Consider the following 11,823-nt stretch of genomic DNA (forward strand, 5'->3'; position numbering starts at 1 on the left):
ATGACCATTCCACTGACGCCCGACGCCACCCGGCTTCCACTGAACACTCGACGAGCGACGTCGACATTCGGTATGTCCGTACTCGGCCTGCTGACCGCAAACTTGTTGCCGTTCATGGTGATCGCACTCCAGGACTCCCTCGACGTCAGCGTCGCCGAGGCGGGGACCATCATGACGGGCTCGCTGCTCGCCACCGCGCTGGCCTGTATCGCCGTCACCCGACTGGCCGAGGGGTCGCGGCGGATCGCGGTAGCCCGAGTCGGTCTCGTGGTGACCGCACTCGGATTCGGTGTCGCTGCGTTCCCGCTCGGTGCCACCGTCACCGTCGTCGGCGTCATCGTCGGAGGTGCGGGAGCCGGCGGCGCACTGGCCGCGAGCGGAGCAGCTCTGGCGGCACTGCGCAATCCCAACAGGATGTCGGCGGCCAACGGACTCGTCAACCGAGCCGTCGTGACCCTCGTCCTCGCGGTGATCCCGCTGGTCGGGGTCGGCCTGGGCAGTGTCTACGGATTCGTCGCGGCTCTGGCGATCGTTCTCCTGGTGACGTCGGGTTGGTTGCCCGCCGCACCCGTACTCGACTCACCCGACCCGGTGCGACGGGCTGTGGAGCCGCCCGCCTCGGTCGGCACGCGGCGCATCACAGTTGCCGGAATGTCCCTGCTGGTGATGTACGCGGTGTGGGCGATCAGCGAGGATTCACTCTGGGCGATCGCAGGCACCATGGGCGCAGACAATGCGCAGCTGAGCGACGCAGCACTCGGTGTGGTTCTCAGCGCATCCAGCGCAGGGGGATTCTTCGCCGCCCTCGTGCTCATCCTGCTCGGCGACCGGGTGGGCCGCGCACTTCCGATGGCGGTCCTACTGATCGTCGGTGGTGCCCTGAAACTCGGTACGTCCCTCGCCACCGATCCCACGGTGTACGGCGTGCTCCTCGTCGCGTGGAACTCGGTGTACCTGGCGGCCTTCCTGTTCTTCATCGCCACCGCGGCCGCACTGGATGCCAACGGCAGATTCTCGGGTCCCTCGCTCGGCGTGTATCTCGTGGGTACCAGTTTCGCTCCAGCGTTCGGTGGTTGGCTCGTGGAGTCGTTCGGCTACAGCACATTCGGCTGGGTCGTAGGCGTGGCCAGTTGGTTGTTGGTCGTACCGGTCGTTCTCGTCGCACGATTGTCCACCCGCGTCGAACAGGCAGAAAAACAAGCACGGCAATCGGATTCGCTACCGCAGGAGACATCTCGATGACAACCCCGACCACCCGGACCGCACTGGTGAACGGCAGGATCCTCAGTTCCTCCGGCACCCTGGAGGCCGTCGCCGACGGTACCTTGGCCGAGGCCGATCGTGTGGTGATCGACGGCGACCACATCGCCGAGGTGCACCTGCCCGGCACCACACACGCGGCGTCAGCCGACGTCACGGAGGACCTCGAAGGCCGCTTCGTCCTCCCCGGATTCGTCGACTCGCACGTACACCTGTTGTGGCTCGGCGCCGGGCTCAGCAGCGTAGCCCTCACCGACGCAGGCGATCTCGCGGAGATTCGACGCCGGCTGGTCGACGCACGAGAATCCCTCGGCTCCGAGGCGACCATGCTGCGCGGCCGCGGCTGGCTCTTCGATGCCATCGACGGTGAACCCACCGCAGCCATGCTCGACGAGGTCGTCTCGGACATTCCGGTGTTCCTCGACTCCAACGACATGCACTCGATCTGGGTCAACACCGCCGCACTCGAAGCGATGGGAATCGACGCGACGACAACGGATCCGGCCGGTGGTCGAATCTCGCGTCTCCCCGACGGCTCACCCGCCGGAATGCTGTACGAGCGCGCCGCGCACGAATTGGGTTGGGCCTTCCTGTCTTCGGTCACCTCGAACCAGGATCGAGAGCGACACATAGGGCTTGCGCTCGACGCGTTCGCGGCCGCCGGTGTCACCTCGGTCGTCGATATGGGGATGGACGAAGACGGCTGGCGCGCGCTGTGCGGTGTCGCGCAGCGCTCGGGAGGCCGGCTACCGGTCCGTGTCTCGGCACATTGGCTCGTCGTCGATACCGGTGACGCGCAGCGCAATCTGGACCAGGTGAACCGTGTTCTCGAGTTGCGGAACGACCCGACACCGTGGCTCGAGCTCGTCGGTATCAAGCTCGTACTCGACGGTGTGATCGACGCGTGTACCGCAGCGTTGAACTACCCGTACGCCAACGGCACCAACGGAGACCTGCTGTGGAGCGCCGAGGCCCTTCTACCCGTCGTCGTCGCCGCGGATGCTGCACACCTGCGTCTGGCCATCCATGCCATCGGCGATCTGGCCAGCGACATGGCCCTCGATGTTCTCGAGGAGATGATCGACGTCAATCCGCCGTGGGATCGGCGACCGCGGCTCGAGCACCTCGAAATCGTCAGCGATCGGACACCCGACCGAATGGCTCGGCTTGGCATCACGGCATCGGTACAGCCGGTGCACTCCGACCCTGCGATCCAACCGAACTGGCGCGCCCAGTTGGGCGACGACCGCGTCGAACGCGGCTACCCGTGGACGTCGTTCACCGCTGCGGGGGCCCGCCTGGCGTTCGGCACCGATGCCCCGACCGCGCCCCACGAGGCGCTGGCGAATTTGTACATCGCCACGACGAGACGCTCGGCCACCGACCACTCGCTACCACCGAACGAGCCGCAGTTCGCGGTGCCGCTCGACGCCGCCCTACGCCACGCGACATTCGACTCCGCCGCGTCCTTCGATGCCGATTCGCGGGTCGGTCGAGTGCAACCCGGCATGTACGCCGACCTCGTCGTACTGGACGGTGACGTACTCGACGGAGGCAGTCTGTTGGCTGTGTCGGTCGTGCGCACCATCGTCGGCGGCAAGACCGTGTTCGAGAAAGAGACCGAGGAAACCCATGTCTGACACCGTGTTCGACTTCTTCGCCCAGCCCGAGCTACCGACGCCGACCCTCGAGTCCGACGAGGTCCGTAGGCTGATGGACGAAAACTTCGGATTGGCATGCACCCTCACCGAACTCGGCAGCCAGCAGGACCAGAACTTCGTGGTTCGCGACATCGACAGCCGCACCCCGGTCGGCGTCCTCAAGCTCAGCAACCCGGTGTTCAGCGAGTCCGAGATCGAGTTGCAGGACCTCGCCGCAAGCATCGTTGCCGAGCGAGAGCCGACGCTGCGTACCCCGAAGGTGGTCGTCGGCCCGCGCGGACCTATGTCCGCATGGTGGAACTCGTCGCAGGGGCGCATCCACGGCCGGGTCATCGAATTCATCTCGGGCACAACGCTGATGGGCTCGAACTATCTCTCCCCCGCCACGACCGCGCGGATGGGTGAACTCGCAGGAAAGGTGAGCGTTGCACTCTCCGATGTCGACCACCCGGCGTCGGGCCGGGTGCTGCAATGGGATCTGCGCCATGCCGATCGCGTCATCGCGACGCTGTTGCCCGACGAGCCGGACCAGGATGTCAGCGATTTCATCACCGACGTCACCGCCTCGGCCTTGCGCCAGTTGCATTCGGTGTCGGCCGACCTGCCACTTCAACTCGGTCACTTCGACATCACCGACGACAACGTTCTCGCGCCGACGGCACCCGGGTCGCTCCCCGACGCCGTCATCGACTTCGGCGATGTCAGTCGATCGTGGGCGGTCAACGAAATTGCGGTGACCTTGTCCTCGCTGCTGCACCACGACGGCTTCGCGCCGGTCGACGCACTGCCCGCCATCCGCGCCTTCCATGCCGCACGTCCGCTGAGCGAGAACGAGATCGAGGCACTGTGGCCATTGGTCACCCTGCGCGGAGTGGTCCTCGTACTCAGCGGCCGTCAGCAGGTACGCCTCGACGCCGGGAACTCGTACGCCGACTCCGCGCTGGATCGCGAATTCCGCATCCTCACCCAAGCAGCATCGGTGCCCTGCGCCGTGATGACCGAAACCATCCGTCGGGCACTGGGTTTGGACGCCCGGCCGCGACCGACATGGCAGGGCGAACCGTTGGTCGCCGGTATGTCCGACGCCGTGACCATCGACGCGGGCACCACGTCGACCGTCAACGACGAAGGGCGCTGGCTCGACCGACACACCCTGACGGCCGCCGCGCTTGCCGCACTCGATGCAGGCGCTCCCGCCGCAGTGGTACCTGCGTGGTCTGCTCGACTCACCGGTGGACCCAGCCGCACTCCCACAGAGCCGGCCACGATCTCCACTGCGCTGACCATCTGGCTCGCCCAGGACACCACGCTCGACGTGCCTGCAGACTGCTACACCACGCACACCGACGACGGCATCACCGTCACGTTCGGTGACGACGCCGCCCACTTCGTGGGCGTACCGAACTCACCGAATACCCTTGTGCTGCCGGCGCGTACACCGATCGACGTCCAGCTCGCCCGATCGAACTCGGGGCCGATACCACTGCGCGTCGAGCCCTCGTACTCCCACGGTTGGTCGGTACTCGCCGGTGACCCAGCGCCGGCACTCGGGCTGCCCCCTACCGTCGTCGCCCCCGAGGACGACACCCTCGAGCGCCGCGAACGGCTGCTCGCCGAGGTCCAGGAGCACTACTACGCGGAGCCGCCCCGCATCGAGCGGGGGTGGCGTGAGTACCTGGCCGATGTCGACGGCCGGGTCTATCTCGACATGGTCAACAACGTCGCCTCCGTCGGCCATGCCCACCCGAAGGTGGTGGCGGCCGCCCATCGGCAGATGCAACTGCTGAACACCAACTCGCGCTTCAACTATCGTGCGATCACGGAATTCGCAGAACGGATCACCGCGACCCTCCCCGACGAACTCGACACCGTGTTCTTCGTCAACTCCGGTTCCGAGGCCACCGATCTCGCCATCCGCATCGCGATGGCCGCGACCGGACGTACCGACATCGTGGCCATGAAAGAGGCCTACCACGGGTGGACCTTCGCCAGCGACGCCGTCTCGACCTCGATAGCCGACAATCCCAATGCCCTTGCCACCCGGCCGGACTGGGTACACACCGTCGATGCCGCGAACTCCTACCGAGGAAAGCACCGCGGTGACGACGCCTCGAGGTACGCACCCGAGGCCGTACAGTTCATCGACGACCTGGCTGCGGCAGGCACTCTCCCCGCCGGGTTCATCTGCGAGTCCTACTACGGCAACGCCGGAGGAGTCGCACTTCCCGACGGCTACCTCCAGCAGGTCTACGCCGCCGTCCGCAAGCACGGTGGCGTCGCGATCTCCGACGAAGTGCAGGTCGGTTACGGCCGACTCGGCGAATGGTTCTGGGGCTTCGAGCAGCAGCAGGCGATTCCCGACGTCATCGCAGTCGCGAAATCCATCGGTACCGGCCAACCCGTCGGCGTCGTTGTCACCACCCGAAAGATCGCCGACCGCTATCGCACCGGTGGCTACTTCTTCTCCTCCACGGGCGGATCCCCGGTGTCGTCGGTGATCGGTCTCGCCGTGCTCGACGTCATCCAACAAGAGGGGTTGCAGGAGAACGCGCGTGTGGTCGGTGGCCACCTGAAGTCTCGACTGCAGGCCCTCGCGACCGAGCACCCCATCGTGGGCACGGTGCACGGCTCGGGGTTGTACCTGGGACTCGAATTCATCCGCGACCACTCCACCCTCGAGCCCGCCACCGAGGAAACCGAGGCCATCTGCAATCGACTCCTCGAACTGGGAGTCGTCATGCAACCGACCGGCGACCACCAGAACGTGCTCAAGATCAAACCGCCCCTGTGTGTCTCGAAGGAATCGGTCGACTACTTCGTCGACTCGTTGAACAGAGTCCTGACCACCGGCTGGTGATGTGCCAGTCCGAAGTCCTCAGGTCACCAGACCGCGCGCTCGATGCACCGATCACCTTCCGACTACTTTGAGGAACTGCCAGATGCGTTTGATGGTCGGTTATCTCGCCACCCCGAGCGGCGAGGACGGCCTCGTTCTCGGGGTACAACTTGCCCGAAGCCTCGGTGCTGCTCTTGATATCTGCATGGTTCTACCACCCGAGCGCACCGTTCCAACTCGAGTTCCGTCCATCTCCGGCTACGACGACGTCCTGACGACTCAGGGAATGGAGTGGTTGCGTAAGGCGAGGGCGACGGTGCCCGCCGATATCGATGTCGCGGTGCACCTGTCCGTCCACGAATCCTTCGCTCAGGGACTTCTCGATGAGGTCACTCGGTTGAACGCGCAGGCGATCGTCGTCGGTGCCGCCGGAGACGGCCTGCTCGGCCGACACTCCGTTGGATCGGTGTCCACCGAGCTGTTGCACTCGGCTCACGTCCCATTGGCCCTCGCACCACGGGGTATGCGGCACTCGTCGGTCCAGAAGATCAGAGAGGTCACCTGCGCGCTCGGAGCCCGAGTCGGGGCCGATGTGCTGCTTCGCACAGCGGTGCGGACGGCGGAGAGGATCCGCACACCGCTGCGGTTGGTTTCGCTCGTCGCGTTGGATCCGCAGAACGACCTGCACGACGGTCATGACGCGTTCGACACAGTTCGCGAGGCTGCGGTGTCGCACGCGAAGACGACACTCGACGAGGCGACAGCTGTTCTGCCGCAGGGATTTCCGGTGACGGTGTCGATCGCCGACGGATCGACGGTCGAGTCGGCCGTACGCACGTTGGACTGGCAGGACGGCGACCTGGTCATGGTGGGTTCGAGCCGCTTCGCCCAACCCCATCGACTCTTCCTGGGGTCGACTGCAACCAAGATGCTTCGCGTCCTACCGGTCCCCATGGTGGTCGTACCCAAGCAGGACTTCGGATCATGAATCGAACGAACGAAGGTTCCGATATGACGAACGATGCGGGCGAACAGGCCGGGCCTACGAGTACCGTAAGCGCGAAGGGTCTGGCCACGGGGACAGTCGGCACCATTTCCGGTGCCATTCTGGGAATCTCGTCGGTCGCTCCGGGTTGTACGCTGACCGCAAGCATCGGCCTCATCGTTGCGGCCGTGGGTCTGAAGATGCCCGCCATATTCATCGCCGGATTCATCCCGATGTTCCTCACCGCATATGCCTACCGCGAACTCAATTCGGCGTCGCCGGACTGCGGCGCTTCGTTCACCTGGTCGACCAAAGCGTTCGGGCCGTACGTCGGGTGGATGTGCGGTTGGGGCATGGTGATCGCCACCATCATCGTGCTGTCGAACCTTGCTGCGATCGGCGTCCAATTCTTCTATTTGTTCATTGCCAATTTGTTCGAAAGTCCCTCCGTCGCAGATCTTCCTGGCAACAAGTTGGTCAATGTCGGTACCACCTTGGTGTTCCTCGGGATTGCCACGTGGGTGGCCAGTCGAGGTATCACGACAAGCGAGAAATTGCAGGTTGCGCTCGTAGGTTTCCAGATGGTTCTTCTTGCCATCTTCGCCGTGATGGCTCTGGTGCACGTCGGCTCGGGTGACTCCCCCGCTGGACTGAGCTTCGATCTCGATTGGTTCGATCCGTTCACCGGAGTGGCCGCCGGGGCGTTCGTTATCGGTCTGACGGGGTCGATTTTCGCGTTCTGGGGTTGGGACACCTGCCTGACGCTGGGCGAGGAATCCAAGGACCCGAAGCGAACGCCCGGGCGCGCCGGACTGCTCTGTGTGTTGACTGTGCTGCTGACATACTTGCTGGTATCGGTCGCTGCGATGATGTATGCGGGAGTGGGCGACACCGGCCTCGGACTCGGCAACCCCGACAACTCGGAAAACGTGTTCGGCGCACTTGCCGACCCGGTCCTGGGCAAGTGGGGCGGGCTGATGCTGTTCCTGGCCGTGTTCGTATCCTCGGTGGCGAGCCTGCAAACCACCTTTCTTCCCGCGGCGCGCACGATGCTTGCCATGGGTGTGTACGGCGCGTTCCCGAAAAAATTCGCCGAAGTCTCTCCCCGCTTCCTGGTGCCGTCCTACGCCACGCTGGTTGCAGGTGTCGTGACCGCAGTGTTCTACACGGTGGTGACATTCCTGTCGGAGCGAATCCTGATCGATACCATTGCGGCACTGGGAATCATGATCTGTTGGTACTACGGCATCACAGCGTTCGCTTGCATCTGGTATTTCCGCGGCGCACTGTTCGACAGCGTGCGCAACGCATTTTTCCGTTTCGTGTTCCCGTTGGTAGGCGGACTCATACTCCTTGCCGTGTTCGTCTTCTCGTTGGACGAGAGCATGGACCCGAACAATGCCAGTGGCGCGTCCATCGGCGGAATCGGATTGGTGTTCTTCCTGGGATTCGGCGTGCTGCTCTTCGGCGCTGTGCTGATGACCGTCATGAGATTTCGCAGTCCGGCGTTCTTCCAAGGCAAAACGCTCGATCGGAACACCACGGCCCTACGGAACGAGGGCGACCTCTCCGATTACCAGCGACCGGCGACGCTGGATTCCCAGCGCGGCGAATAGTCCGGTCTCCGGCCGACTCGACAATCAACAGGAGTACACACGATGGCTATTGCTCTCGACAGTGAGGTTGCGGCGGCACTGCAGGCGGCCGCAGCGACCTCGGGCGTTCCCACCGCGACCGAGCGAGGCGATGTCTGGACGCTGCGAGCTGTCATCGATGCGACTCTTGCCATCGACCACGGAAAGCTACCGGGCAGCACTGCTGTACGCAGGTCGGATCATGTTGTCGAGGCCGACGACGGATGTGCCGTAGCGATGCGCTGGTACCTGCCGGACAACAGGGTGAGCACCAGTGCCGTCGTCTACGCGCACGGAGGTGGAATGATCAGCGGGTCGCTCGAGCTGTACGACCCAGTCATCGCGCACTATGCCGAGCTGACCGGCGTGGCATTTCTCTCGGTCGACTACCGCCTCGCTCCGGAGGCGACCGGTGATGCCCCCGTCAAAGATGTCTACGCCGCGCTCGCCTGGCTGGTTCGCGAGGCGGATGCACTGGGCGTCGATCGCGAACGCATTGCGATCATGGGAGACAGCGCCGGAGGTGGACTGGCAGCGGGTGCCGCAATCCTCGCACGGGACCACGGCATGGCGTTGGCACACCAGATCCTGATCTATCCCATGCTCGATTCCCGCACTCTCGTACCCGACCCCCATCTGACAGCGACTGCGACGTGGACGTACGACGACAACTTCACCGGATGGAACGCGCTGCTTCCCGAGGGAGTGACGGTCTCGACGCTGTCCTCACCCTCTCACCTCGACGACTTCGCCGATCTTGCACCGACATTCATCGACGTCGGAGACCTCGACATCTTCCGAGACGAAAGCATCGACTACGCGCTGCGCCTGCTTCGCGCCGGAGTGCCGTGCGAGCTGCACGTACGGACCGGTGCCCCACACGCTTTCGAGTGGATCGCACCCGAGGCGGCAATTAGTCGCCGGTCCACCGAAGATCGATATCGAGTCATCGAGGCGCTCTGACGGACTTGCTCGTTGCGACCGGTGACGCGCGATGCCCGACGGTCGCAACATCACCGTCACGTCTCCAACGCGCACTCGACTGTGATGACAGAATTCGCGTATGACGCAACTCGGTCTCGGACTTGCCGCACTCGGACGCCCGGAGTATCTGACCATCGGGCATTCGTGTGCGGTGGACGGGCGGTTCGACCCGGCTGCGCTCGAGCAACATTGCCACGCAGTACTGGACGCCGCCTGGGACAGTGGCATTCGGCACTTCGACGTCGCCCGCTCCTACGGTCTGGCCGAGCAGTTCCTCGGCAGCTGGTTGTCTGCCCGACCGAACCGGCGCGAGGAACTCGTGATCGGCTCGAAGTGGGGCTACGCCTATGTCGCCGACTTCCAGCGGGGCGCGGAGGTACACGAGGTCAAGGAACACTCGGTCGCACGCCTGGCCGAACAGTGGCCGCAGACCGTGCGCGATCTCGGCGGAAAGCCCGACCACTACCTGATTCACAGCGTCACCCCGGACAGCCCTGCCCTTCGCGACGCAGCCCTGCTCGACGATCTACGCGCGCTGGCAGCCGGTGGCACCCGCATCGGCATCAGCACCAGCGGGCCGCACCAGGCCGATGTCGTGCGTGCGGCGCTCGAGATCGGGGTGTTCGACTCGGTGCAGTCGACGTGGAATCCCCTCGAACCGTCCGTCGCCCCCGCCCTGGCGGAAGCACACGAGGCCGGCTGGTTCGTCGTCGTCAAAGAGGCGATGGCGAACGGTCGACTCGTCGCCGAGAACTCCGAACTCGCCGCGAGCGCCGACTCGGCCGGAGTCGGCCGCGACGCGCTCGCACTGGCCGTCGCCCTCGCGCAACCGTGGGCCGATGTGGTGCTCTCCGGTGCCGCCACGGTGGCGCAACTCGAACAGAACATCGCTGCGCTCTCCATCGACCGCGCCGTGATCGCGCCCGGCGACCTGACCATTGCCGACCTGGACATCGCCGAGCCCCCGCGGAGTTACTGGGACAACCGCTCCCGCATGGGCTGGACCTGACCTCTGTCCACCTTCCCGAATCGGCTCCTCCCATCCGAATGTCGGACGCCGATCGGTGTCGCATATTCGAAACCGAGGAGCCGAACCGGCTCGGCATACGAGCATGTCGAGGTAGAGCGGCCCGTCACCCCTGCCCCCACCTGGTGATTGACATCACACGCACCGGCGGCTATCTTTCAAACTGACATCAGTTCAGTTTGATGGAACATTGCAGCCACCTCGAGCACGTGGGTCGAGTCTGCGATCGGATGTCGACACGACTCCACGTCTTACGACGACTCGCCGAGTCCGCGGGAAGTTATCGACGTGCCCGAAAGGAACGCAGGCATGAACAAGTTCAGGACGACGATGGTTGCCGTGGCAGCGACTGCTGCGTTGGTGGGCCTCACCGCATGCGGGGGATCGTCTTCCTCCGCGTCCGCTCCGGTCGAGGGCGATTGGGACGCAGTGGTCGCGGCCGCGAAGGAGGAGGGCAGCGTCATGCTCTACTCGAGCCAGAAGCCGGCCAACCTCGATGCCCTGACGGCGGCCTTCGAGGCGAAGTATCCGGAAATCTCGATGGAGTACGTGCGCGGCACCGACTCCGAAATCAACCCCCGCGTCGAGACCGAGAATCGGACGGGAACCGGCATCGCCGACGTCCACATGACGACCGACGCGTCGTGGATCCAGAACGCCGCCGAGTCCGGGAAGTTCTCGACCGAACTCGTCGGCCCCGATCTCGATGCGGCAGCGTTCGATCCGGCGAAGAGCGTGATGAACGATCGATTCTTCCTGACCAGTGCTGCGGTATTCGGTCTGGGCTGGAACACTGCGGCCGTTCCGGACGGCGTCAGTGCGCCCGAAGACCTGATCGATCCGAAGTTCCAAGGCAAGATCGGCATCGTGAACCCCACCGGATTCGCGTCGTACGTGGATCTGTACAAGTTCTACGCCAAGAACTTCGGTGAGGACTACTGGAACCAGATGGCCGAACTCTCGCCGCGGGTCTACCCCAGCGCACTCGCTGTGGCGCAAGCCCTCACCTCCGGTGAAGTGACGGTCAGTCCCATGGTGCAGCCGCTCGTCACCGAGGTTGCCGCAGGCGCACCGGTCGATTGGGCTCTGCCCGACAAGCCATGGGGAACACCCTGGTACTCGGAGGTTCTCAGCGCCTCGCAGCACCCCAACGCAGCACAGGTGCTCGCGAACTTCATGGTGACGGCCGAGGGACAGCAGGCGCTGAACGGCGGATATGCAGCCGTCCTTCCCGACATCGAGGGAGCGGTCGCGCGAGCTCAGGACATCGCATCTCCCGACATCGACGAACTGACTCCCGAGAAGGTCGACCAGTACTCCCAGGAATGGCAGACCCTGTTCCAGGGCTGACTCTCCGCACACAGCACGAGAACGCAGACCGTCGCCTTGTGCGCGGAATGCGAAATGATTTGTGACAGAGACGAACACCGACGGTC

At 64.6% G+C, this 11,823-nt stretch carries 8 protein-coding genes; all 8 read left to right on the top strand.

Annotation, left to right across the window (positions count from 1 at the left end):
• The 8 genes from J2X62_RS04765 (at window position 1) to J2X62_RS04800 (ending at window position 11,737) form a co-directional block, all read left to right on the top strand.
• Window positions 1-1,242, top strand: coding sequence for an MFS transporter (locus J2X62_RS04765; RefSeq protein ID WP_310178005.1), 1,242 nt, complete (start codon window positions 1-3; stop codon window positions 1,240-1,242).
• On the top strand, window positions 1,239-2,900 hold the full coding sequence (locus J2X62_RS04770; protein ID WP_310178008.1) for an amidohydrolase: 1,662 nt from the start codon (window positions 1,239-1,241) through the stop codon (window positions 2,898-2,900). Before J2X62_RS04765 ends, J2X62_RS04770 begins: the two co-directional genes overlap by 4 nt.
• Window positions 2,893-5,778: an aminotransferase gene (locus tag J2X62_RS04775; protein WP_310178011.1), complete on the top strand. Its 2,886-nt coding sequence runs from the start codon at window positions 2,893-2,895 to the stop codon at window positions 5,776-5,778. Before J2X62_RS04770 ends, J2X62_RS04775 begins: the two co-directional genes overlap by 8 nt.
• An 82-nt stretch (window positions 5,779-5,860) precedes the next feature.
• Window positions 5,861-6,745: a universal stress protein gene (locus J2X62_RS04780; protein WP_310178013.1), complete on the top strand. Its 885-nt coding sequence runs from the start codon at window positions 5,861-5,863 to the stop codon at window positions 6,743-6,745.
• A gap of 23 nt (window positions 6,746-6,768) precedes the next feature.
• Window positions 6,769-8,358, top strand: coding sequence for an APC family permease (locus J2X62_RS04785; RefSeq protein WP_032367320.1), 1,590 nt, complete (start codon window positions 6,769-6,771; stop codon window positions 8,356-8,358).
• A 42-nt stretch (window positions 8,359-8,400) separates the two neighbouring features.
• Complete coding sequence (locus tag J2X62_RS04790) at window positions 8,401-9,339, top strand: alpha/beta hydrolase (protein WP_057473613.1); 939 nt, start codon at window positions 8,401-8,403, stop codon at window positions 9,337-9,339.
• Window positions 9,340-9,439: 100 nt separating this feature from the next.
• The gene (locus J2X62_RS04795; RefSeq protein ID WP_057473612.1) at window positions 9,440-10,369 is read left to right on the top strand and encodes an aldo/keto reductase; all 930 of its coding nucleotides are present in this window, start codon (window positions 9,440-9,442) and stop codon (window positions 10,367-10,369) included.
• A gap of 327 nt (window positions 10,370-10,696) precedes the next feature.
• Window positions 10,697-11,737 carry an ABC transporter substrate-binding protein gene (locus J2X62_RS04800; RefSeq protein ID WP_032386453.1) on the top strand — a complete coding sequence of 347 codons (1,041 nt, stop codon included), beginning with the start codon at window positions 10,697-10,699 and terminating at the stop codon, window positions 11,735-11,737.
• The last annotated feature ends 86 nt before the right edge of the window (window positions 11,738-11,823 follow it).

It is taken from the genome of Rhodococcus sp. 3258 (genome assembly GCF_031456475.1).
GTDB classification, from domain to species: Bacteria; Actinomycetota; Actinomycetes; order Mycobacteriales; family Mycobacteriaceae; genus Rhodococcoides; species Rhodococcoides fascians.

What these genes read in the sequence shown, in the direction of transcription:
- J2X62_RS04765 (WP_310178005.1), top strand. Translation starts at nt 1, where the DNA reads ATGACCATTCCACTGACGCCCGACGCCACCCGGCTTCCACTGAACACT.
- J2X62_RS04770 (WP_310178008.1), top strand. Translation starts at nt 1,239, where the DNA reads ATGACAACCCCGACCACCCGGACCGCACTGGTGAACGGCAGGATCCTC.
- J2X62_RS04775 (WP_310178011.1), top strand. Translation starts at nt 2,893, where the DNA reads ATGTCTGACACCGTGTTCGACTTCTTCGCCCAGCCCGAGCTACCGACG.
- J2X62_RS04780 (WP_310178013.1), top strand. Translation starts at nt 5,861, where the DNA reads ATGCGTTTGATGGTCGGTTATCTCGCCACCCCGAGCGGCGAGGACGGC.
- J2X62_RS04785 (WP_032367320.1), top strand. Translation starts at nt 6,769, where the DNA reads ATGACGAACGATGCGGGCGAACAGGCCGGGCCTACGAGTACCGTAAGC.
- J2X62_RS04790 (WP_057473613.1), top strand. Translation starts at nt 8,401, where the DNA reads ATGGCTATTGCTCTCGACAGTGAGGTTGCGGCGGCACTGCAGGCGGCC.
- J2X62_RS04795 (WP_057473612.1), top strand. Translation starts at nt 9,440, where the DNA reads ATGACGCAACTCGGTCTCGGACTTGCCGCACTCGGACGCCCGGAGTAT.
- J2X62_RS04800 (WP_032386453.1), top strand. Translation starts at nt 10,697, where the DNA reads ATGAACAAGTTCAGGACGACGATGGTTGCCGTGGCAGCGACTGCTGCG.